We start from the raw sequence: 26,101 nt of genomic DNA, 5'->3' as shown, positions 1-26,101 counted from the left end.
AACCCACCCGTTTGCTGCGTTGCAACATCAAGGTTTCGTGAAGCCCGTGTGAGCTGGGCGTTCATCCCCGAAACCCCCCAAATCTCAAAATTTGAGACGAAACAGAAGCTTGTGGATAAAGCTTGAACAAGTCTCTGAAGAGTGCTGCAAGTCATTGACCAGACAGGTGAAAAGTTCTCCACAAAGCTGTTGACAACCCAAATGGCGGGTCCTAAGGTGGCGACTCGTGGGGAAACCGGGAATTTCGTGGTTTTCCGAACGCCAAAGCCCGCTCCAGACGGGCACTCAACGGGCAGGAACGGACGTGTTGCAGGGCGAGACCGCCATCACCATCGACGAGAAAGGCCGACTGGCGATTCCAACCGCCTATCGGGACTTCGTCGCGCGTGAATGCGACAACCGCCTGGTCCTGACCTACAACCCGTTCGATGCCGGCGGGCTGTACCTCTATCCGTTCAAGGCCTGGGAAACGCTTCGCGACCAGGTCAACGCGCTGCCACGCACGCTGGCGCGCAACCGCACCCTGCAGCTCAAGCTGGTCGGCGCCGCCACCGTGCTCGAGCCCGACGCCAGTGGCCGCATCGGCATTCCGTCCAGCCAGCGCAATACGGTCGGCATCGATCGCCGTGCGGTGCTGGTGGGCATGGGGGACAAGTTCGAACTCTGGAGCGAGCAGGCGCATCAGGCGCAGATCCGCCAGACCCTGACCGACGAGGACATGGCCGGCGACGATCTCGAAGGGTTGCCGTTGTGACCGCCGGTGGTGCGGATGTCACATCCGGCCACCTTCCGGTGTTGTACGCCCAGGTGCTCGACGGCCTGCACGTGCGCCCGGATGGCCGTTACCTCGATGGCACCTTCGGCCGCGGGGGCCATGCCGCAGGCGTGCTGGACCAGTTGGGTCCGGACGGGCGCCTGCTGGTGATGGACAAGGATCCCGATGCGATCGCGGTCGCCGAAGCGCGTTTCGGCGACGACCCGCGCGTGTCGATCTTCCGTGGCAGCTTCATCGGACTCGCCGGCTGGACTGCCGTCGCCGAAGCACAGCTCGATGGCGTGCTGTTCGACCTGGGCGTGTCCTCGCCGCAGCTCGATGTCGCCGAGCGCGGTTTCAGCTTCGGCAGGGATGGTCCGCTCGACATGCGCATGGATCCGGACGCCGACGAAAGCGCGGCCGAATGGATCGCGCGCGCCGATGAAGCCGCGATCGCCGACGTGCTGTGGACCTACGGCGAGGAGCGCATGAGTCGCCGCATCGCGCGTGCGATCGTCGCGCGCCGCGCCGAGGCGCCGTTCCTGCGTACGGCCGACCTGGCTGCGGTGATCGGCGCCAACGTGCCGCGCGGCAAGTCCAGGCCGGGCCAGAAGGAAACGAATCCGGCGACGCGCTCGTTCCAGGCGATCCGCATCCACATCAACCGCGAACTGGCCGATCTCGAAACCGGTCTCGATGCCGCGCTCGCGGCGCTGCGTCCCGGTGGCCGTCTGGCAGTGATCAGCTTCCACTCGCTGGAAGACCGCATCGTCAAGCGCTTCATCGCCGGCCATGCGAAGGCGCCGGCCGGCAACCGCCGTCTGCCCGAAGCCGCGCCGTTCGTGCCGCGGCTGCGCATCGTCGCCGATGCGACCAAGGCCGACGAGGCCGAACTGCGCGACAACCCGCGCGCCCGCAGCGCGGTGCTGCGCGTGGCCGAAAAGCTGGAGGGTGAGCCGACGCGTTTGCGAGCCACTGGCTCGCGCGGCGGCGAACGCCCGAGCGCTGTGCGCGAGGGCCGGGGCGACGAAGGAGCCGTGGCATGAAGCTGCGCCATCTCCTCGTTGCGATCCTGCTGGCCGCCAACGTGATCACCGCGATCGGTGTGGTGCACGCGCGCCACGACTACCGCCAGCTCTATATCGACCTGACCCGTCTGGAGCGCGCGCGCGACGAACTCAACATCGACTTCGGCCGCCTGCAGCTCGAGCAGGCGACGTGGGCGATGAGCAACCGTGTCGACCAGGTCGCGCGCGAGCGTCTGGGCATGCGCTTCCCCGAGACGGCCGAAATCGTCGTGGTGCGCCCATGAACTTCCGCAAGTTCATCAAGGCCGGCGACGGCCACGCCAAGAAGCCGCGCAAGCGCGCGCAGTTCGATCTGCGCCTGCGCCTGACCCTGGTGGCCGGCGCGCTGGGCCTGGGCGCGGTGGCGCTGGTCGGTCGCGCGGTGGATCTGCAGCTGATCGACAACGCGTTCTACCAGCAGAAGGCCGATGCGCGCTTCCGCCGCGAAGTGCCCATTCCGGCCTCGCGCGGCATGATCACCGACCGCAATGGCGAGCCGCTGGCGATCTCCTCGCCGGTCGAATCGCTGTGGGCGAATCCGCAGGAACTGAGCAAGCATCCCGATCGTCTGCCCGAGCTGGCCCAGGCCACCGGCCTGCCGCTCGAGGAACTGTCGCGCGCGGTGTCGCAGCGCGCCGACAAGGAATTCATGTACATCCCGCGCCACCGCCGGATCAGTCCGGTGGCGGCCAAGCGCGTGCTCGATCTCGGCGTGCCGGGCGTGTTCTCGCAGCGCGAGTACCGCCGCTTCTACCCGCAGGGCGAAGCGGTCTCGCACGTGCTGGGCTTCACCAATATCGACGACAACGGCCAGGAAGGCGTGGAACTCGCGTTCGACGAATGGCTGGCCGGCGTGCCGGGCGCACAGAACGTGATCCGCGACCGCCACGGCCGCATCGTCGAGCACGTGAGCCTGGTGCGCGCTGCCGAGCCGGGCAAGGATCTGGTGCTCAGCATCGATCGCCGCATCCAGTTCCTCGCGCATCGCGAACTGCGCCGCGCGCTGGAAGAAACCGGCGCGAGCGCGGGCTCGATCGTCGTGCTGGAAGTGGCCACCGGCGAAGTGCTGGCGATGGCCAACCTGCCGACCTACAACAACAACCGCGTCACCGGCGAGAACCGCGACGCGCACCGCAACCGCGCGGTCACCGATCTGCTCGAGCCGGGCTCGACGATGAAGCCGATCACGGTCGCGGCGGCGCTGGAGAAGGGCGTCATCACGCCGGCCAGCACGTTCAACACCAGCCCGGGCTGGATCCCGAACGGCCGCTTCCGCACCACCGACTTCCGCAACTACGGCGTACTCGACACGACCGGCATCATCACCAAGAGCTCGAACGTCGGCTCGTCGATGATCGTGCACAGGCTCGAGGACCGGTACTTCTACGAGTTCATCCGCAACATGGGCTACGGCCGCAGCACCGGCAGCGGCTTCCCGGGCGAGGCCGCCGGTCTGCTTGCGGATCCCTCGCGCTGGTCGGGCACCGACAAGCAGGTGATGTCCTACGGCTACAACATGGCGGTGACGCCGCTGCAGATCGCGCATGCCTACGCGATCTTCGGCAACCACGGTCGCGCGTTGCCGCCAACCTTCGTCAAGGGCCATGTCGGTGAATCGCGCCAGGTGGTGTCGGCCGAGGTCGCCGACGAAGTGGTGCGGATGATGCAGACCGTCACCGAACCCGGCGGCACCGGCACGCGCGCGGCGATCCTTGGCTATCACGTCGCCGGCAAGTCCGGCACGGCGCGCAAGGCCAGCGGCGGCGGGTATGCGCGTCGTTACCTCGCGTTCTTCGCCGGCCTGGTGCCGGTCGAGAATCCGCGCTTCGCGATGGCCGTGGTCATCGACGATCCGGATACGTCCAAGGGCGGTTCCACCTACGGCGGCGGCTACGTGTCCGCGCCGGTGTTCCAGCGGGTCATGGACGGCGCGCTGCGCCTGATGGACGTGCCGCCGGACGATATCGATACCTGGCTGGCTGCGCAGGCCACGGCCGATGCCAGGCGTGCGCGCGAGCAGGGCCGTGCCGTGCCCGCGCCGTCGACGCCTGCGGTCGCGCCCGCCGCGCCGGTCGTCTCCGCCGTGCCGAGCACGCCGGTCGCCGCGACGCACGTCGCCGGAGGCCAGCGATGAGCCGCGCGATGGCCCTGAATGCATTGCTGCCCGACGTGGCCGCGGTGCCGGCCGACACGGTGATCACCGGTCTGGTGCAGGACAGCCGCGCGATCCGTCCGGGCGACGCCTTCGTCGCGATCGGCGGCTTCGGCACGCACGGCCTGCACTTCACCGACACCGCGCGCGCCGCCGGCGCCAGCGCGATCCTGTTCGAACCGCCGGTGCCCGCGGAGATTCCATCTCTGCCGGCCGATGCGATCGCCGTCGCGGGTCTGCGTGCGCGCATGGGCGCGATGGCCGATGCCTTCCATGGCCAGCCTTCGCACGCGATGACGATGGTCGGCGTGACCGGCACCAGCGGCAAGACCTCGACGGTGCAGCTGCTCGCGCAGGCCTTCGAGGCCATCGGCACGCGCGCCGGCACCATCGGCACGCTCGGCGCCGGCCTGCATGGCGCGGTCGAGCCGACCGGCTTCACCACGCCGCTGGTGCTGCAGACGCATGCGCTGCTCGCGCAGCTGCGCGACGCCGGCGCAGCTGCAGTGGCGATGGAAGTCAGCTCGCACGCGCTCGACCAGGGCCGCGTCGACGCCGTGCATTACGACGTCGCGGTGTTCACCAATCTCACCCGCGACCATCTCGACTACCACGGCGACATGGCCGGCTACGGCGCGGCGAAGGCAAAGCTGTTCGTGCGCGAGGGCCTCAAGGCCGCCGTGATCAATATCGACGATGCCTTCGGCGCGACGCTGCCCGCGCAGCTTGCCGACAGCGTCCGCGCGATTACGATCAGCGCCGCCGGCAATGCCGGCGCCGACATCGCCGCGCACGACATCGCGCTCGACGATCGCGGCATCGCGTTCACGCTGCGTGTCGACGGCCAGTCACTGCCGGTGCGCGCGGCGCTGCTCGGCCGCTTCAATGTCGACAACCTGCTGGTCGTCGCCGGCGTGCTGCGCGCGCTGGGGTACGCACCTTCGGACATCGTGCGCGTGCTCGCCGGTTTGCAGCCGATTGCCGGCCGCATGAACCGCCTCGGTGGCGGCGACACGCAGCCGCTGGTCGTCGTCGACTACTCGCACAAGCCCGATCCGCTGCAGCAGGCGCTGCAGTCGCTGCGCGGCCATCTGCGCGGCGAACTGGTCTGCGTGTTCGGCTGCGGCGGCGATCGCGACACCGGCAAGCGTCCGCAGATGGCGGCGATCGCCGAAGCGTATGCCGATCGCGTCATCGTCACCGACGACAACCCGCGAAGCGAAAACGGTGATGTGATCGTCGCCGGCATCATGGCCGGCTTCGTGAGTCCCGACGCCGTCACGATCGAACGCGACCGTCGTCGCGCGATCGAACGTGCGATCGGCGAATCGAAGCCCGGCGACATCGTGCTGATCGCCGGCAAGGGGCACGAGCCCTACCAGGAAATCGACGGCGTGCAGCATGCGTTCGACGACCGCGTCGTCGCGCAGGCCGCGCTGGATGCACGTGATGTGGGAGACGCGCGATGAATCCGCTGTCGCTCGCCCGCATCGCACAGCTGGTCAACGGACGCCTGCACGGCGTCGACAGCGATTTTCCGATCGATGCCGTCGCCACCGATACCCGCAAGCTCGACGCGGCCGAGGTGCACGCACTGCTGTTCGTCGCGCTGAAAGGCGACAACTTCGACGGGCACGATCATGTCGCCGATGCCGCCGCCCGCGGTGCACGCGCGGCACTGGTCGCGCGTCCGCTCGAAATCGCGCTGCCGCAGATCGTCGTCGGCGATCCGCAGCTCGCGCTTGGTGCGCTGGCGACCGCGGTGCAGCGTGCGCGCGCCGCGACGGTGGTGGCGATCACCGGCAGCAACGGCAAGACCAGCGTCAAGCAGCTGGTCGCCGCGATCCTGTCGCGTCACGCGCCCACCAGCTTCAACCCCGGCAATTTCAACAACGAGATCGGCCTGCCGCTGGCGGTGCTCGATGCGCCGGAAGACGCAGTGTTCGCGGTCTACGAGATGGGCGCCGGCAAGCCGGGCGACATCGCGTATCTGACCGCGATCGCGCAGCCGCGCATCGCACTGGTCAACAACATCGCGCCGGCGCACATGGAACGCATGGGCAACCTGCTCGGCATCGCCGACACCAAGGCCGCGATCTACGACGCGCTGCCGGCCGACGGCACGGCCGTGATCAATGCCGACGACGCGTTCGCCCCGTTCTTCGCGCAGCGCGCGCACGGCCGTCGCCTGCTGCGCTTCGGCATCGAGGCGACCGCCGACGTGTCCGCGCGCGACGTGCGTCTCGACGATGCCGGTGCGCGTTTCCGTCTGCTCACGCCCGCGGGCAAGGCCGACGTCACGCTGCCGCTGCCTGGTCGCCACAACGTGCGCAACGCGCTCGCGGCGACCGCCATCGCGCTCGCCGCCGGCGTGCCGCTGGCCACGATCGTCGCCGCGCTCGACAGCGCCGAAGCAGTCGCTGGCCGTCTGGTCCGCTACACGCTGGCCGAAGGCGCGGTGCTGATCGACGACAGCTACAACGCCAATCCCGGCTCGCTCAATGCCGCCATCGACACCCTCGCCGCCGGCGGCGGTGACCGCTGGCTGGTGCTCGGCGACATGCGCGAACTCGGCAACGACGGCGCGGCGATGCACGCCCAGGCCGGTGTGCGCGCGAAGTCCGCCGGCATCGCGCGGCTGTACGCGCTCGGCGCACTGAGTGCGGCCGCGGCCGATGCCTTCGGCGACGGTGCGCGCCGATTCGATACCCACGAAGCGCTGATCGAAGCGCTGCGGGCCGACCTGCACGCCGATGCGCGCGTGCTGGTGAAGGGCTCGCGCGGCAGTGCGATGGACCGTGTGGTCACCGCGCTGCGTACCACTGAAGGAACCGGACATGCTGCTTGAACTCGCCCGCTGGCTGCAGGGTCTGGAAGACTTCTTCAAGCTGTTCGAGTACCTGACGTTCCGCGGCATTCTCGCGGCGCTGACCTCGCTGATGCTGTCGCTGTGGCTGGGCCCGGCGGTGATCCGCAAGCTCGCCCAGTTCAAGGGTGGCCAGCCGATCCGCCAGGACGGACCGCAGACACATTTCTCCAAGGCCGGCACGCCGACCATGGGTGGCGCGCTGATCCTGCTGACGATCTTCCTGTCGGTACTGATGTGGGGCGACCTGCGCAACAGGTATGTCTGGGTGGTGATGGGCGTGATGGTCGCCTTCGGCGCGATCGGCTGGTACGACGACTGGATCAAGATCGTCAAGCGCGATCCGAACGGCCTGAAGTCGCGCTGGAAGTACCTGCTGCAGTCGATCTTCGGCCTCGCCGCCGGCCTGTATCTCTATCTGTATGCCGACGTCGCCGCGGCCACGACGTTCTACGTGCCGCTGTTCAAGTCGATCGCCCTGCCGCTGGCCGGCATCAGCTTCGTCGCGATCGCCTACTTCTGGATCGTCGGCTTTTCGAACGCGGTGAACCTGACCGACGGCCTCGACGGTCTGGCGATCATGCCGACCGTGCTGGTGGCTTGCGGTCTGGGCGTGTTCGCCTACGCCTCGGGCAACGCGGTGTTCTCGAACTATCTGCAGATCCCGCAGGTGCCGGGCGCGGGTGAACTGGTGATCATCTGCGCGGCGATCGCCGGGGCCGGGCTTGGCTTCCTGTGGTTCAACACGTACCCGGCCATGGTCTTCATGGGCGACATCGGTGCGCTGGCGCTCGGCGCCGTGCTCGGCACGATGGCGGTGATCGTGCGCCAGGAGCTGGTGCTGGTGATCATGGGCGGCATCTTCGTCATCGAAACGCTCTCGGTGATGATCCAGGTCGCCAGCTTCAAGCTGACCGGCAAGCGCGTGTTCCGCATGGCGCCGATCCACCATCACTTCGAACTCAAGGGCTGGCCCGAGCCGCGCGTGATCGTGCGCTTCTGGATCATCTCGGTGATCCTGGTGCTGGTCGGCCTCGCCACGTTGAAGGTGCGCTGATGGCCCGCACCCACGACCAGATCGACCACGACAGCGCCCGCCAGGCGACGCGCATCGACGACATCGTCGGCCGCTTCGATCCGTGGCTGGTCGGCATCATCGTGTCGATCGCCACGCTCGGCGTGATCATGGTCGCGTCGAGTTCGATCGCGATCGGCGAAGACATGCGCGTCGGCCGCTACTACTTCCTGACGCGTCATCTGATGTTCCTCGCGCTGGGCGTCGTGCTCGCGTTCGCGGTGATGCGCACCGAACTCAAGACGATCGAGAAGTACGACCGCTTCGTGCTGCTGGCCTGTTTCGGCCTGCTGGCGCTGGTGTTCGTGCCCGGCCTCGGCCGTTCGGTCAACGGCGCGCACCGCTGGATCAACCTGGGCATCTCGAACTTCCAGGTGGTCGAGGCGGTCAAGGTCATCTACATCGTGTGGCTGGCGAGCTATCTGGTGCGCTTCCGCGACGAGGTCAATGCGACCTGGCCGGCGATGCTCAAGCCGCTGGGCGTCGCCGTGGCGCTGGTCGGCCTGCTGCTGCTGCAGCCCGACTTCGGCCACGCGTCGCTGCTGCTCGCGGTGACCGCCGGCATGCTGGTACTCGGTGGCGTGCACATGCCGCGCATGGCCGCGCCGGTCATCATCGGCCTGCCGATCTTCGCCTTCATCGCGATTCTCGAACCCTATCGCGTGCGCCGCCTGACCTCGTTTCTGGATCCGTGGGAAGACCAGCTCGGCGCCGGCTACCAGCTCAGCAATGCGCTGATGGCGGTGGGCCGCGGCGAGTTCGCCGGCGTGGGCCTGGGCGCGTCGGTGCAGAAGCTGTCGTACCTGCCCGAAGCGCATACCGACTTCATCTTCTCCGTGCTGGCCGAAGAACTCGGTTTCATCGGCGTGTGTCTGGTGATCGGCCTGTTCGTCGCGCTGGTCGGCCGCGCGTTGTGGGTCGGACTGAAGTGCGTCGAGATGCGCCGCCACTTCGCCGGCTACTGCGCGTTCGGCGTGGCGCTGATGATCGGCCTGCAGAGCATGGTGTCGATCGGCGTGAATCTCGGTCTGCTGCCGACCAAGGGCCTGACGCTGCCGCTGGTGTCCTCGGGCGGTTCCAGCGTGATGATGACCTGCGTCGCGCTCGGCCTTCTGCTGCGCGTCTCCTTCGAGCTCGACCGCGCCCAGCGCCAGGTCGCCCGGTTGCGCGGCGATGCCGCGGCGCCGACACCGGCCGGTCCGATGCCCCCCACCACCCAGCCGCCGCTGCCCGTGCAGTCGGCGTCTCTGTCGCGCGGCACCAGCCGCCTGCAGCAGCGCGTCGAGCCGAGCTTCGGCGGCAGGAGCCAAGCATGATCCGTCGTCTCCACCAGACCCGCGGCCTGTCGAAGGAAGACTTCGCCAAGGTGTTCTCGCGCGTGCATTTCGTCGGCATCGGCGGCATCGGCATGAGCGGCATCGCCGAAGTGCTGTGCACGCTGGGCTACAAGGTGTCGGGTTCCGACACCGCAGACAGCGCGACCACGCGTCGTCTCACGCGCCTCGGCGCGACGGTGCATCGCGGTCACGCCGCGGCCAACGTGCTGGGCACCGATTGCGTGGTCGTGTCGAGCGCGATCCGCCACGACAATCCCGAACTGATGGAAGCGCGCGCGCAGCGCATTCCGGTGGTGCCGCGCGCCGAGATGCTCGCCGAGCTGATGCGCTTCCGCCGCAGCATCGCGGTGGCCGGTACGCACGGCAAGACCACGACGACCTCGCTGACCGCGAGCGTGCTCGCCGAAGGCGGCCTCGATCCGACCTTCGTCGTCGGTGGCCAGCTGCTGGCTGCAGGCGCGAACGCACGGCTGGGCAGCGGCGACTGGCTGGTGGCCGAGGCCGACGAGAGCGACGGCAGCTTCCTGCGTCTGAATCCGCTGATCGCGATCGTCACCAACATCGACGCCGATCACCTGGAAAACTACGGCGGCGACTTTGCCCGTGTGCAGGCCGCGTTCCACGAATTCCTGCACCGCCTGCCGTTCTACGGCCTTGCGGTGCTGTGCATCGATGACGCCGAAGTCGCGCGCCTCGCGTCCGAGACGCCGCGTCACGTGATGACCTACGGCCTGTCGGAAGACGCCGACGTGCGCGCCGAGGACATCGGCCAGGACGGCGCGGCGATGACGTTCACGCTGTGCCTGCCCGAGAACACCCGCGTCCGCGCGCGCCTCGCGCTGCCGGGCCGCCACAACGTCCTCAACGCACTCGCCGCGGCTGCGGTGGGCTGGCAGCTCGGTGTCGCGCCGGAGGCGATCGTCGCTGCGCTCGGCCGCTTCGAAGGCATCGGCCGCCGCTTCAATCTGCTCGGCGAACTGGTCACGCCGACCGGCGCACGCGTGCAGCTGGTCGACGACTACGGCCATCACCCCAAGGAACTCGCTGCGGTGTTCGAAGCCGCGCGTGGTGGCTGGAGCGATCGTCGCCTCGTCGTCGCGTTCCAGCCGCACCGTTACAGCCGCACGCGTGACCTGTTCGATGATTTCGCCGGCGTGCTGTCGGATGTCGACGCGCTGGTGCTGACCGAGGTCTATCCGGCCGGCGAAGCGCCGATCGCCGGCGCGGATGCGAAAGCACTGGCGCGCGCGATCCGTGCGCGTGGCCGCATCGATCCCGTCGTCGTCAACGGCGCCGACGAACTCGCCGGCGTGCTGCCGGACATCCTGCAGGACGGCGATCTGCTGCTGATGATGGGCGCCGGTGATATCGGCGCGGCCGTGCAGCAGCTGGCGCAGTCCGGTTTCCAGGTGACGGAGGCCGCGCGATGAGCCTGACGCTGTCGCCGCCGCGTTTCACCGATCCAGCCGTGTTCGGCCGCGTCGCCGTGCTGCTCGGCGGCCCGGGTTCCGAGCGCGAAGTCTCGCTGCAGTCGGGGCAGGGCGTGCTCGATGCGCTGCGCTCGCGCGGGGTGGATGCGCATGCCGTCGACGGCGTGCCCGCGTTGGCCAAGGCGATCGTCGCCGGTGAATTCGATCGCGTCTTCAACATCCTGCACGGCGGCGATGGCGAGAACGGCGTGGTGCAGGGTCTGTGTGATGCCTTCGCGATTCCCTATACGGGTTCGCGCGTGCTGGGTTCGGCGCTGACCATGGACAAGATCCGCACCAAGCAGGTGTGGATGAGCCTCGATCTGCCGACGCCGCGCTACCGTCGCCTGCAGCCCGGCGACGACGTGCACGCCGCCGCGCGCGAGATCGGTCTGCCGGTCATCATCAAGCCGTCGAAGGAAGGCTCGAGCGTCGGCATCAGCCGCGTGTTCGAGGACGCCGACCTGGACGCCGCAGTGGAACTCGCCGCGCGCTATCCCGGCGAACTGCTGATGGAGCAGATGGTCGAAGGCGACGAACTGACCGTCGCGGTGATCGAGGAAGCCGAAGGCCCGCGCGCGTTGCCGTCGATCCGCATCGTGCCCAAGGGCGCCTGGTACGACTACGAAGCCAAGTACGTGTCCGACGACACCCAGTACCTGTGTCCGGGCCTGGACGGTGACGACGAGACGCGCATCGGCGCGCTGGCCGTCGACGCGTTCGTGTCGGCCGGCTGCAGCGGCTGGGGCCGTGTCGACGTGATGCGTGATCGCCGCACCGGCGCGCTGCTGCTGCTCGAAGTGAATACCGCGCCGGGCATGACCAGCCACTCGCTGGTGCCCAAGGCCGCGGCGAAGATCGGCATCGACTATCCGGCGCTGTGCTGGCGCGTACTCGAAGCGACCATTCCCTCGGAGGTGGCGCCGCGATGAACCAGGCGTTCGGCACGATGGCGCGGGTCCTGGCCTGGGCACTGGCGATTGCGCTGGTGGCCCTGCCGGTGGTCGCCGTCGTCAACGGCTGGATCGGCGCCGAGCGCTGGCCGCTGCGCGTGCTGCGCGTCAACGACGGCCTGGAACAGGTCGACACCGCACGCGTGCGCGCCGCGGTGCTGCCGCATGCGCAGCGCGGTTTCTTCGCTGTCGATCTCGGTGACGCGCAGCGCGATGTCGCGCGCGTGCCGTGGGTCGCGGGCGTCGAGGTACGCAAGACGTGGCCGGACGTGCTGGAAGTGCGCATCGCCGAACACGTGCCGTTCGCGCACTGGGGCGATGCGCGCCTGCTGTCGACGCGCGGTCGCCTGTTCGCCGCCGAGGGCGTCGAAGCGCCGGCGGAGATGCCGCACTTCGAAGGTCCCGAGAACCGTATCGCCGACATCGTCGCGCTCTACAACGAATCCCGTGATCTGTTCGGCGGCGCTGGCGTGCAGGTCGAGCGTGTCGTGCTCGACGCACGCGGCAGCTGGCAGCTGACGCTGTCGAGCGGCACCGAAGTCATCGTCGGCAGCCAGGAAGCGCGTCTGCGCCTGGCCCGGTTTGCGCGGATGCTGCCGCGCCTGACCACCGGCCGCGCCGAGCCGCTCGCGCGCGCCGACCTCCGCTACACCAACGGCTTCGCCCTCGTCTGGGCGCAGCCCGGCGCGGCCAAAGCCGCTACCGCTGCAGGCGCCGCGGCGCCGGCCGGCGCACCTGCCAACCGCGTCGCGGTGGCTCCGATCTCCCACGCACTCCGCATCCAGAAGCACGGCCTCACATGAACCGCAAAGGCGACAAGACGCTCATCGTCGGACTCGACATCGGCACCTCGAAAGTGGTGGCGCTGGTCGGCGAGTATTCGCCGGGCAACCCGATCGAAGTGATCGGCATCGGCAGCCACGAATCGCGCGGGCTCAAGCGCGGCGTGGTCGTCGACATCGAATCGACGGTCCAGTCGATCCAGCGCGCAGTGGAAGAGGCCGAGCTGATGGCCGGCTGCGAGATCCGATCGGTCTACGCGTCGATCTCCGGCAACCACGTGCAGTGCCGCAACTCGCCGGGCATCGTGCCGATCCGCGACAACGAAGTGACGTGGGCCGATCTCGATCGCGTGCTCGACGCCGCCAAGGCCGTCGCGATTCCGGCCGACCAGAAGATCCTGCATGCGATCCCGCGCGAGTACGTGCTCGACGATTCGCAGGAAGGCATCCGCAATCCGGTCGGCATGACCGGCGTGCGCCTCGAAGTGCATGCGCACCTCGTGGTGTGCGCGCAGTCGGCCGCCGCCAATATCAGCAAGTGCGTGCAGCGCTGCGGTCTGCAGATCGACGATCTGATCCTGTCGTCGCTGGCGTCGAGCACCGCGGTGCTCACCTCGGACGAGCGCGAGCTCGGTGTGGTGCTGGTCGACATGGGCGCGGGCACGACGGATCTGGCGGTGTTCGTGCAGGGCGCGATCTGCCACACGGCCTCGTTGCCGATCGCAGGCGACAAGGTCACCGAAGACATCGCGCACATGCTGCGCACGCCGACGCCGGAAGCCGAGCAGATCAAGGTCCGTTACGCCTGCGCGCTGGCGCAGCTGGCGACCAGCGAGGAATCGATCCAGGTGCCGAGCGTCGGCGATCGTCCGCCGCGTCGTCTGCCGCGCCAGTCGCTGGCGCAGGCGGTACAGGCGCGCTACGAGGAGATCTTCGAGATGGTGCAGGCCGAACTGCGCCGCTCGGGCTTCGAGCAGCACGTCCGCGCCGGCATGGTGCTGACCGGTGGCGCTTCGAAGATGGAAGGTGTGGTCGAACTCGCCGAGGAAATGCTGCAGATGCCGGTGCGCGTGGGCATTCCGCAGCACGTCACGGGCCTGGGCGAGGTGGTCGGCAATCCGGTGCACGCCAGCGGTGTGGGCCTGCTGCTGATGGGCAGCCAGATCGAACATCCGCGGCGCCCGGTGGTTTCCGGCGGCCGCGCCGGCGGGTGGCTGAAAAAGATGTGGGCGCGGTTCAACGGCGAATTCTGATTCGCGCCAGTGCGGGACGCGGCGGGCAGGGCGACAGCGACAGACGCAAGTGCGGCACGCAGTACATAAACCAATAGATGCCGGGAAGGACGTGGACACCACGCCGAACCCGGCCCAAACCCAGAGGACGACGGACATGGCACATTTCGAACTGGTCGAGAAGATGGCTCCAAACGCGGTGATCAAGGTCATCGGCGTCGGCGGCGGCGGTGGCAACGCGGTCGCACACATGGTCAACAACAGCGTCGACGGCGTGGAGTTCATCACCGCCAACACCGATTCGCAGGCGATCAAGAACTGCGGCGCCAAGCTGCAGCTGCAGCTCGGCAGCAGCGTCACCAAGGGTCTGGGCGCAGGCGCCAACCCGGAAGTCGGCCGTCAGGCCGCACTCGAAGACCGCGAGATCATCATGGATGCGCTGCAGGGCGCGGACATGGTGTTCATCACCGCCGGCATGGGCGGCGGCACCGGCACCGGCGCAGCGCCGGTCGTCGCGCAGCTGGCCAAGGAGATGGGCATCCTGACCGTCGCCGTGGTCACCAAGCCGTTCCCGTTCGAAGGCCGTCGCCGCATGCAGGTCGCACTCAAGGGCATCGAGGAGATGTCCGCGCACTGCGACTCGCTGATCACCATTCCCAACGAGAAGCTGATCACCGTCCTGGGCCGCAACGCCACGATGATCCAGGCCTTCCGCGCCGCCAACGACGTGCTGCTGGGCGCCGTGCAGGGCATCGCCGACCTGATCGTCCGTCCGGGCCTGATCAACGTCGACTTCGCCGACGTGCGCACCGTGATGTCGGAAATGGGCCTGGCGATGATGGGCACCGGCAACGCACGTGGCGACGACCGCGCGCAGGCCGCCGCCGAAGCTGCGATCCAGAACCCGCTGCTCGACGACGTCAACCTGGCCGGCGCCAACGGCATCCTGGTCAACATCACCGCGGGCGCGGACTTCACGATGGCCGAGTTCGACGAAGTCGGTCGCACCGTCGAGAACTTCGCCAGCGAAGACGCGACCATCGTCATCGGCACCGTGCTCGATCCCGACATGCAGGACGAAGTCCGCGTGACCGTGGTCGCCACCGGCCTCAACCGCGCACCCGCGCGCACCACCGGCTACAACGGCGACAGCGCCGGCCGTGGCAAGCCGCAGGTGCAGCTGATCAGCAACAACCAGCGTGGCGTCCGCGACGGCACGACCGGCATGCTGATCGAAGACGAGTCCGACGCGGTCGCCCCGTACAGCCCGGGTCACAGCATCGCGGCATCGCTGCGGGGCAACGGTGGCGCTGCGCCGGCGGCATCGCCGCTGCGTGGTGCGGCCCGCGCCGAGTCGTCGGATGCCCCGAAGGCTGCCGACTTCGGTGGTGACAGCAGCTACCTGGACATCCCGGCGTTTCTGCGCCGCCAGGCCGACTGATCCGCGTCGATCGCGGCAGTCCGTTGCGCGCGCATCGTTGAACGATGCGCGGCGATGGCATGCCGCTGCATGGCGGATCGTCCTCCCGCCATGCGGTTTTGCCCGGCGTCGCGTTGTCCGCGCGGCGCTTTTGGGTCCACCGGGGATTTCCGGTGGACCGTTTTCCCGGCATTGCCATGCGGCATCACCGCATGCATCTGTCGCGCTGAAGCACCGCCGCGCTTTCGTTCAGGTTCAGGCGATGCCGTGATAATCTGCCCCCGGTTCCGATGACAGTCCCATGACGGACACGCGGGACCTTTCTTTCTGCGGACTCCCCCATGCCCCGCCAACGCACCATCAAGAACGTGATCCGCGCGACAGGCGTCGGCCTGCACAGTGGCGAGAAAGTGTTCCTGACCTTGCGTCCGGCAGCGCCCGACACCGGCATCGTGTTCCGCCGTGTCGACCTGGATCCCGTGGTCGAGATCCCGGCTGACGGCAACCTCGTCACCGAAACCACGTTGTGCACCGGCCTGAGTTGCGGCCCGGCCAACGTGCAGACCGTCGAACACCTGATGTCCGCGCTTGCGGGCCTGGGCGTCGACAACCTCTATATCGAACTGTCCGCGGCCGAAGTGCCGATCATGGACGGCTCGTCCGGTCCCTTCGTGTTCCTGCTGCAGTCGGCCGGCGTGGTCGAGCAGGACGCACCCAAGCGTTTCATCCGCGTGCTCAAGCCGGTGGAAGTCCGCGAGGGCGACAAGATCGCCCGCTTCGAGCCCTACGACGGCTTCAAGCTCGACTTCACCATCGCCTTCGATCACCCGGCGATTCCGGTCGCGCAGTCGCGCGCCGAAGTCGAGTTCTCGACCGAGGCCTACATCCGCGAAGTCAGCCGCGCGCGCACCTTCGGTTTCATGCGCGATCTCGAATACATGCGCGAGCGCAACCTCGGCCTCGGCGGCTCGATGGACAATGCGATCGTGCTCGACGAGTTCCGCGTGCTCAACGACGACGGCCTGCGTTACGCCAACGAGTTCGTGCGCCACAAGATCCTCGATGCGGTGGGCGATCTGTATCTCGCCGGTCATCCCATCCTCGGCCGCTTCGTCGGCTACAAGTCGGGCCACGCGCTCAACAACAAGCTGGTGCGTGCGCTGCTGGCCGAGGTGGACGCGTGGGAGAAGGTCAGCTTCGACCGGACCGCGCCCGCGCCGGTGGCATACGGTACGCCGGCAATCGCCTGATCCGCTGGATTCAGCTTCGCCAATCGGCGATGAACTCCGACGCGATGCGCGGGTACGGTTCAGCGCATACGGCGCGTCTAACAGAAATTTAACTTCAAATTTCTGATCTCTTAATTTTCAGTTAACTTCCTGCCGTGGAACCGCCGGTAGGATGCCCGCTCCCCTTCACTCGGCGTCGACGTCGGTGACCAGGGGGAGAAGAAGGGATCATCCGACTCAAGACGTCCCGTTGTCCTCGCCGTCCGGCGATTGCAGCGAGGCCAGTGCGGCCGCCACGGCCCTGCGGGCCACGGCGGACGGCGGTTTCGGACGTGCGCGGCCCGCATCGACCTCGGGTCGCAGCGGCCGGGTCGAGGTCCTGATCACGATGTCGCTGACATCCAGCCCGATGGACCGGGCGGCGTCGAGCAGCACATCGGCCGACAGGCGCAGCCTGGCGTGCCAGATGGGCGAATCGACGAGGAAGACCAGCCTGTTGCCGTCGACATTGGCCAGCCGCGCATGCGGCGCCAGCGTCGGAGGGAGCAGGGGAACGAGGCGGCGGTCCAGCGCGTCGAGCCACATGGCCCGGCGGATCGGATCGGCCGACGCACCACCCAGTGCCGCATCCAGTGCGGACGTCGCCTTCCCGGTACGGGATGGACCGATGCGGGGTGGCTTGGACCTGGACCTGAAATCAGACATTGGCACGCATGACCCTAGATACGTTGTTGAATGATATGCGCGGCCGCGCCGCGCAGGTGGCCGCCAAGGCCCGCGCACTCGCGGTACGCAAGCCCCTCACCGTCATGACCGCCGTTGCGGTTGCCAGCCTGTGCGGCGGCGCCGCACTCAATGCCGCCGAAGTCGCGCGCATGCATGGCGTGGCCTCGGCGAACGAACGCGGTGTCGAGAACACCCGCCGTGAGGCGCAGCGCGAGATCAACGCACTCGCCGCGCGCATGGGCGAACTGCAGGCGCAGGCCAACCGGCTCAATGCCCTCGGCGACCGCCTCGCGCGTGGCGCGGGCCTCGAAGACGGCGAGTTCGATTTCGACCGTCCGGTCGGCCAGGGTGGTGCGGAGCCGGCGCGTGACATGCCCGCACGCAAGCTGCTCGGTGGCATGGACGCGCTCGATGGCGACCTCGCCCACTCCGGCCAGCAGCTTTCGGTGCTCGAAGCGCTGCTCTTCGACCGCCGCATCGAGCAGAGCGCCCGGCCGTCGCGTTCGCCGGTCGCGAGCAGCTTCGTGACCTCGTCGTACGGGTATCGCGCCGATCCCTTCGGCCGCGGCGGCCAGTTCCACAAGGGCATCGACTTCGACGCCCGCACCGGTGACCCGGTGATGACCGTCGCCGACGGCGTGGTCAGCTATTCGGGCGTGCGCGGCGGGTACGGCAACACGGTGGAAGTGGACCATGGCAACGGCTTCGTGACCCGGTATGCGCACAATTCGCGCAACGGCGTGAAGGTCGGCGACCTGGTGCGCGTCGGGGATGAGATCGCCAAGGCCGGTTCGACCGGTCGCTCCACCGGCGCCCACGTGCATTTCGAAGTCTGGGAGAACGGACGCGTACAGAACCCGCGCCAGTTCCTCGGCGAGATGGGCGTGCGCCGCCAGTAACGGCAGGCGCCGCGTGCGTGCCGGCGCCGCGACCTGCGGGCACCGGCGCTTGAAAACGCGCGGCGGCTCCCCAAGCTACAATGCGTGTTGCCAACGAAAGGGCGCCCAGCGCCCTTTTCTTTTTTGCGGCTTCGGGGGAAACCGCCCGGACGCCGCGTTCCGTCTCCAGGATCCGGATCGCCAATGTTCAATCGCCTGCTCACCAGTGTCTTCGGTAGCCGCAACGACCGCTTCGTCAAACAGCTCGAGAAGATCGTCGCGAAGATCAACGCGCTGGAGCCGCAGATGGAGGCGCTGTCGGACGCCGAGCTGCAGGCCAAGACCCCCGAGTTCAAGGACCGCGTCGCCAAGGGCGAGACGCTGGACAAGATCCTGCCCGAGGCCTTCGCGGTGTGTCGTGAGGCCAGCAAGCGCGTCCTGGGCATGCGTCCCTACGACGTGCAGCTGATCGGCGGCATGGTGCTGCACATGGGCAAGATCGCCGAGATGCGCACCGGTGAGGGCAAGACCCTCGTCGGCACGCTGCCGACCTACCTCAATGCACTCGAGGGCAAGGGCGTCCACGTCATCACGGTCAACGATTACCTGGCGCGTCGCGACGCCGCGCAGATGGGCAAGCTCTACAACTGGCTGGGCCTGACGGTCGGCGTGATCTGGCCGGGCATGCCGCACGGCGAAGCCAAGCGCGATGCCTACCGCGCCGACATCACCTACGGCACCAACAACGAGTTCGGCTTCGATTACCTGCGCGACAACATGGCGCTGTCGAAGGCCGACCGTTACCAGCGCGGCCTGAACTACGCGATCATCGACGAAGTCGACTCGATCCTGATCGACGAGGCGCGCACGCCGCTGATCATCTCGGGTCCGGCCGACGATTCGCCGGAGCTGTACATCAAGGTCAACCGCATCGTCCCGTCGCTGGTGCGCCAGGAAACCGAAGAGGGTGACGGCGACTTCTGGGTCGACGAGAAGGGCAAGCAGGTCCACCTGTCCGAGGCCGGCCAGGAACACGCGGAAACGCTGCTGCGCGGCGCCGGTATCCTCGGCGAGGACGACAGCCTCTACGCACCGCAGAACATCCACGTCGTGCACCACCTCAACGCCGGTCTGCGCGCGCATGCGATCTACCAGCGCGACGACCACTACATCGTCCGCGACGGCGAAGTCATCATCGTCGACGAGTTCACCGGCCGTACGCTGCCGGGCCGTCGCTGGTCCGACGGCCTGCACCAGGCGGTCGAGGCGAAGGAAGGCGTGCCGGTGCAGCGCGAGAACCAGACCCTCGCCAGCATCACCTTCCAGAACCTGTTCCGCATGTACGGCAAGCTCTCGGGCATGACCGGTACCGCGGATACCGAAGCGTTCGAGTTCGAAAGCATCTATTCGCTCGAGGTCGTGGTCATCCCGACGCATCGTCCGATGATCCGCAAGGACGCGCCCGATGCGGTGTTCCTCAACCGTCCGGGCAAGTACCGCGCGGTCGCGCGCGAGATCGAAGCCGCGAACGAACGCGGCCAGCCGGTCCTGGTCGGCACCACGTCGATCGAAGTGTCCGAACTGCTCAGCGAACACCTGCGCAAGGAAGGCATCCACCACGAGGTGCTCAACGCCAAGCAGCACGAGCGCGAGGCGACGATCATCGCGCAGGCCGGTCGTCCGGGCGCGGTGACCATCGCGACCAACATGGCCGGCCGCGGTACCGACATCGTGCTCGGTGGTTCGCTCGAAACCGAGCTTTCGACGCTGGAAGCGGAAACCGGCGTGCCGGTCGACGACGCGACGAAGGCGAAGCTGCGCGCCGAATGGCAGGTGCGCCACGACGCGGTCAAGGCCGCCGGCGGCCTGCACATCATCGGCACCGAGCGCCATGAATCGCGCCGTATCGACAACCAGCTGCGCGGCCGTTCGGGCCGCCAGGGTGACCCGGGTTCGAGCCGTTTCTACCTGTCGCTCGAAGACAACCTGATGCGCATCTTCGCCGCCGACTGGGTGCAGAAGGTCATGGCGCGCATGGGCCTGCAGGAAGACGACATCATCGAATCGCCGCTGGTCACCAAGCAGATCGCGAACGCGCAGCGCAAGGTGGAAGCGCACAACTTCGACATCCGCAAGAACCTGCTCGACTTCGACGACGTCAACAACGACCAGCGCAAGGTGATCTACGGCCAGCGCGACGAACTGCTGGACGCGGAGAGCGTCAAGGACAACATCGACGGCATCCGCGCCGACGTCATTGCCGGCATCGTCGGCCGCTACGTGCCGCCGCAGTCGATCGACGAGCAGTGGGACCTGCCGGGTCTGGAGTCGGAGATCGATCGCGAGTTCAGCCTGCGCCTGCCGCTGGTGGAGATGGCCAAGACCAGCGAAGAGCTCGATTCCGAGCAGATCACCGAGCACGTGCAGCAGGAAGTCGATCGCCTGTTCGCGGACAAGGAAGCGTCGCTCGGCGACGAGACGATGCGTATGCTCGAGAAGCACATCATGCTCAACGTGCTCGACCAGGGCTGGAAGGAGCATCTGGGCCGCATGGACTATCTGCGCCAGGGCATCCACCTGCGCGGTTACGCGCAGAAGCAGCCGAAGCAGGAGTACAAGCGCGAGGCGTTCGAGCTGTTCTCCGAGATGCTGGAGAAGGTCAAGCAGGACGTGGTGACGATGCTGGCGCGCGTGCGCGTGCGCAGCGAGGACGAGATCGCGGCGCTGGAAGCTGAAGAGCGCCGCCAGGTCGAAGCCAAGCTCAACCAGGCCCAGTTCCAGCATGCCGACGCCGGTGGCTACGGTGCCGACGAGGAGGCCGAGGACGTGCGCGCTGCACGTGCCGCGCAGCCGGCCACCGTCGTACGCGAGGGTGACAAGGTCGGTCGCAACGATCCCTGCCCCTGCGGCAGCGGCAAGAAGTACAAGCACTGCCACGGCCAGTTGAACTGAGCCACGCCTCGTCGGGCCCGATGCACGCCTGCGTGCCGGGCCTGATCGATCGTCCTGTTGGCCGTCTGTCTGCCGGTGCGGGCGTGGACGGCGGAGCGCGCGATCATGGTCGCGTGTGATGACGGGTGATGCGGCCGGCGGTCACACCGGCGCACCTGCTCCCCGATGACCTGGTGATCTGCGCTGGCGAGGCCCGCGCGGCCCGGGTTGTCGCGCTTCTGGAAGACCGGTCGACCGACGCGTGTTCGCGCATGTGCCTGTACACGCACTCAGGGACATGAGGACGCGCTTACGGTTTCTCGACCGGCACTTGATGCCCGGCGCGCGAGGATCGGTGTGTGGCGACGTCATCTGCATCTGCGACGCGCCGCGACCCCTCCGAACCAGGACGAGATCGCCATGAACAAAGACATCATTGCCGGCAAGTGGACCCAGGTGAAGGGCAAGGCCCAGGCCAAGTGGGGCGACCTGACCGACGACGTGTTCGATGTCGCGGCCGGCGACAGCAAGTACCTCGCGGGCAAGCTGCAGGAAAAGTACGGCTGGGAGCGTGACCGCGCGGAACGCGAGGTCAAGGAGTTCGAGAAGACGCTCGACAGCTGATGCTGCGATCGTGCGTTGCGACGCGCGGCGCCAGCGAAGCCAGAACGGACCGGCCTGTGCCGGTCCGTTCGCATATGCGCTGTTGAAAAATACGGATCGATCAGGGATCCGGTACGAAGCCGCCCGGAAACGCTTCGGGACGACGTGCCTGTGCCCAGGCGTGATGGCGCGGCAGCACGCCACGCGCCACCAGCACGTCGACGCTGTCGTAGCGCAGCGTGGTGATCTGCACGGGCGTGCGCGTGGCGCGCTCGAATGCGGTGGACGAAACCGGCGCCCACTCGCGTGCGCCATGGCCGGTGCCCATGCTCTGACTCTCCGCGCGCATGCTCGACGCGTTCGATTGGGCCGCGACCGAATCGGAGGCGGCTGACGCCGAGCGTTCGCGTGCAACGGGCGCGGGCGGCGACGGCGGTGCTGGATAGGGAGCCCGGGACACCGCGACGGGCGGCGGCGGTGCGCGTTCGCCGAACACCGCGATGCCGATCGTACCGACGTTGTCCGGACGGCCCGTGCGCGCCGCGTAGCTGTCGCCGAGCGCGGCGAATTCGAAACGTGCGACATCGTCGTGCGACTTGCGCCAGCCGGTGATCTCGGTCGTCTGCCAGGGCGCGAGCACGTAGCCGGTCTGCGATGGCGCGGCGGTCTCGCCGCTGATCGCATTGACGCCGTCGACCGACAGCACGACGAGCACGCGCGCGCCGGTCGTGTTGGTCAGGCGGATCGCGTACGGCGCGCCGGGTGTGCCGGCGATCCAGCTGTCGCCACGGTGCGACACGGGCTGGGTCGTGCTGCCGGTGTCGCGATCGACGACCTCGATGCGGACACGCTCTTGCGCCTTCCAGGCGCGGGCCGCGTGCGCGGCGGGCATCGCCAGCAGACTGCCCAGCAGCAGCCAGGCGGCGATGGATCGGACGGGGCGGGGTGCGTGCATGGCGGGTCTCTCGCGGGGGGTGTACTGGCGAACGGCCCCGCATCGCGAACGGGGTTACGGCCGGTCGCACGCCGGGCAGCGGTTAGACTGGCGACCTGTTTTCCGCAGCCTGCAGCCCATGTCCCAGCGTCCCCAGCGCGTCCTCACCGGCATCACCACGTCCGGCACGCCGCACCTCGGCAACTACGTCGGCGCCGTGCGTCCGGCGATCACCGCCAGCCGCGCGCCGAACACCGAGAGCTTCTATTTCCTCGCCGACCTGCACAGCCTGATCAAGGCGCAGGACCCGGCGCGCACCCAGCGCTCGACGCTGGAGATCGCGGCGACGTGGCTCGCGGCCGGACTGGATCCGTCGAAGGTGTGGTTCTACCGCCAGAGCGATGTGCCGGAGACGACCGAGCTGATGTGGCTGCTGACCTGCGTGGCCGGCAAGGGCATCCTCAACCGCGCGCACGCCTACAAGGCCGCGGTCGACAAGAACCGCGCCGACGGCGAGGACGACGATGCCGCGGTGACAGCGGGCCTCTTCATGTACCCGGTGCTGATGGCCGCCGACATCCTGATCTTCAACGCCGACCGGGTGCCGGTGGGTCGCGACCAGATCCAGCACATCGAAATGGCGCGCGATTTCGCCCAGCGTTTCAATCACGTCTACGGCCGCGACTGGTTCAACCTGCCGGAAGCGGCGATCGACGACAACGTGGCCACGTTGCCGGGTCTCGACGGCCGCAAGATGAGCAAGAGCTACGACAACACCATTCCGCTGTTCGTGCCGCAGGCGCAGCTGAAGAAGCTGGTGTTCTCGATCCTCACCGACTCGAAGTTGCCGGGCGAAGCGAAATCGACCGACGGCTCGGCGCTGTTCCAGCTCTACCAGGCCTTCGCGACACCGGACGAGACTGTGGGCTTCTCGAATGCGTTCGCCAACGGCATCGGCTGGGGCGATGCGAAGCAGCAGCTGTTCGATATCGTCGAACGCGAAATCGCCCCGATGCGCGAACGCTACGAGGCCCTGATCGCGAAGCCGGGTGACATCGAGGACATCCTGCGCGATGGCAGCCAGCGCCTGCGCGAGCGTTATGCGATTCCGTTGCTGCGCGAACTGCGTGACGCGGTCGGCCTGCGCAACCTCGGCAGCGCGGCGTCGATTCCGTCCGATGCGCCTGCGTCCGCCAAGGCCGCGCCGCCTGCGTTCAAGCAGTACCGCGAAGCCGATGGAAAGTTCTATTTCAAGCTGGTCGACGGCGAACGCGTGCTGCTGCAGAGCGCAGCCTTCGATGCGCCGCGCGATGCGGGCCAGACGATCGCGCGCCTGCGCCGCGGTGAGCTCGCGCTCGCCGATGCGCCGGCCACGCTCGGCGACGGTGTCGATGCCGAGACAGTGCAGGCCGCGTTCGATGCGCTGGCCGCAGCCGATGCCGAGAAGGCCGCCTCGTGAACCCGACCGTCGCCCAGAATCTGGCGCTGCTGCTGTTCCTGCCGTGGTTCCTGATTCTGGGCGTGCTGTTCTGGGTGTACCCGCGCCAGCCGCGTGGCGCGCGCAGGGTCGTGTTCGATCTGGTCAGCCTCGCGGCGTCCGTCGTCGCATTCCTGATGTCGATCCACTGGGCGCATGTGGTCGCCGACCGCGGTCACGGCACGATGTGGGCGCAGATCCTGGCGACAGCAATGGGCTACGGCGTGTTTCTCGCGATGCTCGGTACCGCGTTCGCGTTGCGCACGCGCGTGTTGCGCCGCCGCGGCTGAGCAGCTTCGACCAAGGCCGTATCGGGCGTCGACACCGCGCGCCCTAGACTGTCGGTTCTGTTCAACGGGAGACGCGCGATGCACGATCGACACGCGATCACGATCATCGACACCGGCTACGTTCGCCCGGGCCTGTGCGCGGCCTACCTCGTCGAATCCGGCGGCCGCGCCGCGCTGATCGACTGCGGCACCGCGACCTGCGCGCAGACGTTGCTCGATGCGATCGACACAGCGGGTGTGCCGCGCGACGCGGTCGACTGGCTGATGGTCACGCACGTGCATCTCGATCACGCCGGTGCAGCGGGCCCGCTGATCCGCGCGTTGCCGAACGCGAAGCTCGTCGTGCATCCGCGCGGGGCGCCGCACATGATCGATCCCACGAAACTCATCGCCGGCGCAAAGGCCGTCTACGGCGAGGCGATGTTCGAACGCGACCACGCCGGCATGCTGCCGGTCGCCGAAGACCGCGTGGTCATCGCCGACGACGGCCACGTCGTCGAACTCGCCGGGCGTGCGCTGCTGTGCATCGACACGCCCGGCCACGCGCTGCATCACTACAGCGTCTGGGACGCCGCGACGCGCAGCTGGTTCGCAGGGGACACGTTCGGCCTGTCGTATCGCGAACTCGATACCGCGAACGGCGCCTTCATCCTGCCGACGACCTCGCCGGTGCAGTTCGATCCCCAACAGATGCACGCCTCGATCGACAAGCTGCTCGCGAAGTCGCCGGTGTCGATCCGCATCGCGCATTACGGCGAAGTCACCGGATGCACGCGACTCGCCGCCGATCTGCACACGCAGATCGACGCGATGGTTGCGATCGCGCGCGATGCTCACGGGCATGCCGATCGCCACGAGCGCATCGTCGACGGCCTGACGCAGCTCTATACCGGTCGCGCGCTCGCGCACGGCATCGAAAACGCGGATGCGCGCGTACAGGACATCCTCGGCGGCGACATCGTCATCAATGCGCAGGGACTGGGTGTGTGGCTCGACCGGCAGGCACGCGCGGGCTGAGGCCGCGCGTCAGTCCCAGGTGTTGTGGTGCGGGCCCATCGGCGTGCGCTGCGGGCGTACGACGCAGAAGCGGTGCCCGCTCGGCGCCTGCATGACCCACCAGGTTTTCACCTGTTCGACGCGTACGGCGCCCAGTTGTTCCAGACGTGCGACTTCGGCATCGACGTCGTCGGCTTCGATGTCGAGATGGATGCGCGACGCGTGGTCGACCTTCTGCAGCATCAGCACCGGCTCGTCGTCGGCGGTGTCCAGCACCGCGTAGCGGCCGTCATCGTCTTCGGGCGGCAGCGGCTTGACCGGTTTGCCGAGCGCCTGGCGCCAGAACTCGACGTGCGGCGCGAGATCCTCGACGTTGCAGTCGAGGACGAACGTGGACAGGCGGCTGTGGTGCGGCATCTCCGATCCTCCGATGTGGATGCACCGGAGGATCCCGCGCTGATCGCGCAGCGGATGTGATCAGGGCAGCAGCGGCTGGCCCAGATCGGCGAACAGCAGGTTCTGCGCCTTGCGCGCGTTCGAGCGCGGCACCTTGGCGACCACGCCGGGATGCGTGAGCGCCAGATTGCCCTGCATCACCAGCGCATCGACGTGCACGTAGCTGCGCGTGGTGTAGCGGTCGCCATCGCGGTCCACTTCGAAGCGCATCGGCGCGGTCAGGAAGTTGACGCCCTTCTGGTAGACCCGGCGGCGGCCGTCATCACTGCGCAGCTTGTAGCCGTTGGCGGACGCCCAGGTGTCGATGCGTCCGAGGACATCGCCGTCCGCGTTGAACGTGCGCTCGTCCCACGGGTTGTTCGCGCTCTTCGCCCGGTTCGCGGTGAACACGAGTGCGCCGAATCCAATGAGACCACCGACAATCGCCCAGACCATGATCGACATTGCACGCCTTTGTTTTTTGATGAATGGGCG

At 67.9% G+C, this 26,101-nt stretch carries 24 protein-coding genes; 20 read left to right on the top strand and 4 right to left on the bottom strand.

Features of this window, described 5'->3' with window-relative positions; translation table 11 throughout:
- The first annotated feature begins 304 nt into the window (after positions 1–304).
- From mraZ to lpxC, 14 genes are all read left to right on the top strand, one after another.
- Positions 305–754: a division/cell wall cluster transcriptional repressor MraZ gene (gene mraZ / locus AC3A4E_RS15195; RefSeq protein ID WP_310150322.1), complete on the top strand. Its 450-nt coding sequence runs from the start codon at positions 305–307 to the stop codon at positions 752–754.
- Positions 751–1,800, top strand: a complete 1,050-nt coding sequence (gene rsmH / locus AC3A4E_RS15190; protein ID WP_487632323.1) for a 16S rRNA (cytosine(1402)-N(4))-methyltransferase RsmH — start codon at positions 751–753, stop codon at positions 1,798–1,800. Before mraZ ends, rsmH begins: the two co-directional genes overlap by 4 nt.
- On the top strand, positions 1,797–2,066 hold the full coding sequence (gene ftsL / locus AC3A4E_RS15185) for a cell division protein FtsL (protein WP_487632322.1): 270 nt from the start codon (positions 1,797–1,799) through the stop codon (positions 2,064–2,066). The genes rsmH and ftsL overlap by 4 nt, the downstream gene beginning before the upstream one ends.
- Positions 2,063–3,955, top strand: coding sequence for a peptidoglycan D,D-transpeptidase FtsI family protein (locus AC3A4E_RS15180; protein ID WP_487632321.1), 1,893 nt, complete (start codon positions 2,063–2,065; stop codon positions 3,953–3,955). Before ftsL ends, AC3A4E_RS15180 begins: the two co-directional genes overlap by 4 nt.
- Positions 3,952–5,442, top strand: coding sequence for a UDP-N-acetylmuramoyl-L-alanyl-D-glutamate--2,6-diaminopimelate ligase (locus tag AC3A4E_RS15175; RefSeq protein ID WP_487632320.1), 1,491 nt, complete (start codon positions 3,952–3,954; stop codon positions 5,440–5,442). The genes AC3A4E_RS15180 and AC3A4E_RS15175 overlap by 4 nt, the downstream gene beginning before the upstream one ends.
- A complete protein-coding gene (locus AC3A4E_RS15170; RefSeq protein ID WP_487632319.1) occupies positions 5,439–6,821 on the top strand; it encodes a UDP-N-acetylmuramoyl-tripeptide--D-alanyl-D-alanine ligase in 1,383 nt (460 codons plus the stop codon). The genes AC3A4E_RS15175 and AC3A4E_RS15170 overlap by 4 nt, the downstream gene beginning before the upstream one ends.
- The gene (mraY, locus tag AC3A4E_RS15165; protein WP_487632318.1) at positions 6,811–7,896 is read left to right on the top strand and encodes a phospho-N-acetylmuramoyl-pentapeptide-transferase; all 1,086 of its coding nucleotides are present in this window, start codon (positions 6,811–6,813) and stop codon (positions 7,894–7,896) included. Before AC3A4E_RS15170 ends, mraY begins: the two co-directional genes overlap by 11 nt.
- Positions 7,896–9,230, top strand: coding sequence for a putative lipid II flippase FtsW (ftsW, locus tag AC3A4E_RS15160; protein ID WP_487632317.1), 1,335 nt, complete (start codon positions 7,896–7,898; stop codon positions 9,228–9,230). Before mraY ends, ftsW begins: the two co-directional genes overlap by 1 nt.
- Positions 9,227–10,681: a UDP-N-acetylmuramate--L-alanine ligase gene (gene murC, locus AC3A4E_RS15155; RefSeq protein WP_232134300.1), complete on the top strand. Its 1,455-nt coding sequence runs from the start codon at positions 9,227–9,229 to the stop codon at positions 10,679–10,681. The genes ftsW and murC overlap by 4 nt, the downstream gene beginning before the upstream one ends.
- On the top strand, positions 10,678–11,652 hold the full coding sequence (locus tag AC3A4E_RS15150) for a D-alanine--D-alanine ligase (RefSeq protein ID WP_487632316.1): 975 nt from the start codon (positions 10,678–10,680) through the stop codon (positions 11,650–11,652). The genes murC and AC3A4E_RS15150 overlap by 4 nt, the downstream gene beginning before the upstream one ends.
- Positions 11,649–12,476: a cell division protein FtsQ/DivIB gene (locus AC3A4E_RS15145; RefSeq protein ID WP_487632315.1), complete on the top strand. Its 828-nt coding sequence runs from the start codon at positions 11,649–11,651 to the stop codon at positions 12,474–12,476. The genes AC3A4E_RS15150 and AC3A4E_RS15145 overlap by 4 nt, the downstream gene beginning before the upstream one ends.
- On the top strand, positions 12,473–13,708 hold the full coding sequence (gene ftsA, locus AC3A4E_RS15140; RefSeq protein WP_487632314.1) for a cell division protein FtsA: 1,236 nt from the start codon (positions 12,473–12,475) through the stop codon (positions 13,706–13,708). The genes AC3A4E_RS15145 and ftsA overlap by 4 nt, the downstream gene beginning before the upstream one ends.
- A 136-nt stretch (positions 13,709–13,844) precedes the next feature.
- A complete protein-coding gene (gene ftsZ / locus AC3A4E_RS15135; RefSeq protein ID WP_487632313.1) occupies positions 13,845–15,128 on the top strand; it encodes a cell division protein FtsZ in 1,284 nt (427 codons plus the stop codon).
- A gap of 320 nt (positions 15,129–15,448) precedes the next feature.
- Positions 15,449–16,357 (top strand): UDP-3-O-acyl-N-acetylglucosamine deacetylase, encoded by a 909-nt coding sequence (gene lpxC / locus AC3A4E_RS15130; RefSeq protein ID WP_487632312.1) that lies wholly within the window; start codon positions 15,449–15,451, stop codon positions 16,355–16,357.
- Positions 16,358–16,573: 216 nt separating this feature from the next.
- Here the strand turns inward: lpxC and AC3A4E_RS15125 are convergent, their stop codons facing one another.
- Positions 16,574–17,041 carry a DciA family protein gene (locus AC3A4E_RS15125; protein ID WP_487632311.1) on the bottom strand — a complete coding sequence of 156 codons (468 nt, stop codon included), beginning with the start codon at positions 17,039–17,041 and terminating at the stop codon, positions 16,574–16,576.
- 8 nt (positions 17,042–17,049) lie between these two features.
- On the opposite strand from AC3A4E_RS15125, the gene AC3A4E_RS15120 reads away from it, so the two are divergent.
- From AC3A4E_RS15120 to AC3A4E_RS15110, 3 genes are all read left to right on the top strand, one after another.
- Entirely contained in the window at positions 17,050–17,961 is a 912-nt protein-coding gene (locus tag AC3A4E_RS15120) for a M23 family metallopeptidase (RefSeq protein WP_487632310.1), read from the top strand.
- Between the two features lie 183 nt (positions 17,962–18,144).
- The gene (secA, locus tag AC3A4E_RS15115) at positions 18,145–20,892 is read left to right on the top strand and encodes a preprotein translocase subunit SecA (RefSeq protein WP_487632309.1); all 2,748 of its coding nucleotides are present in this window, start codon (positions 18,145–18,147) and stop codon (positions 20,890–20,892) included.
- 399 nt (positions 20,893–21,291) lie between these two features.
- On the top strand, positions 21,292–21,495 hold the full coding sequence (locus AC3A4E_RS15110; protein ID WP_159677686.1) for a CsbD family protein: 204 nt from the start codon (positions 21,292–21,294) through the stop codon (positions 21,493–21,495).
- 100 nt (positions 21,496–21,595) lie between these two features.
- On the opposite strand, the gene AC3A4E_RS15105 is transcribed toward AC3A4E_RS15110, so the two are convergent.
- Positions 21,596–22,429, bottom strand: a complete 834-nt coding sequence (locus tag AC3A4E_RS15105; RefSeq protein WP_487632308.1) for a hypothetical protein — start codon at positions 22,427–22,429, stop codon at positions 21,596–21,598.
- A 118-nt stretch (positions 22,430–22,547) separates the two neighbouring features.
- Between AC3A4E_RS15105 and AC3A4E_RS15100 the strand changes: the two genes are divergently transcribed.
- From AC3A4E_RS15100 to AC3A4E_RS15090, 3 genes are all read left to right on the top strand, one after another.
- Positions 22,548–23,867 (top strand): tryptophan--tRNA ligase, encoded by a 1,320-nt coding sequence (locus AC3A4E_RS15100; protein ID WP_487632307.1) that lies wholly within the window; start codon positions 22,548–22,550, stop codon positions 23,865–23,867.
- The gene (locus AC3A4E_RS15095) at positions 23,864–24,175 is read left to right on the top strand and encodes a hypothetical protein (protein WP_487632306.1); all 312 of its coding nucleotides are present in this window, start codon (positions 23,864–23,866) and stop codon (positions 24,173–24,175) included. The genes AC3A4E_RS15100 and AC3A4E_RS15095 overlap by 4 nt, the downstream gene beginning before the upstream one ends.
- Before the next feature lie 78 nt (positions 24,176–24,253).
- On the top strand, positions 24,254–25,192 hold the full coding sequence (locus tag AC3A4E_RS15090; RefSeq protein ID WP_487632305.1) for an MBL fold metallo-hydrolase: 939 nt from the start codon (positions 24,254–24,256) through the stop codon (positions 25,190–25,192).
- Positions 25,193–25,201: 9 nt separating this feature from the next.
- Here the strand turns inward: AC3A4E_RS15090 and AC3A4E_RS15085 are convergent, their stop codons facing one another.
- Positions 25,202–25,588: a VOC family protein gene (locus AC3A4E_RS15085; RefSeq protein WP_487632304.1), complete on the bottom strand. Its 387-nt coding sequence runs from the start codon at positions 25,586–25,588 to the stop codon at positions 25,202–25,204.
- Positions 25,589–25,648: 60 nt separating this feature from the next.
- Positions 25,649–26,071 carry a hypothetical protein gene (locus tag AC3A4E_RS15080; protein WP_487632303.1) on the bottom strand — a complete coding sequence of 141 codons (423 nt, stop codon included), beginning with the start codon at positions 26,069–26,071 and terminating at the stop codon, positions 25,649–25,651.
- Positions 26,072–26,101: the final 30 nt, after the last annotated feature.

The sequence above is a fragment of the Luteimonas sp. Soil_N_1 genome (assembly GCF_057656255.1).
This window is presented reverse-complemented; position numbering and strand designations above follow the sequence as displayed.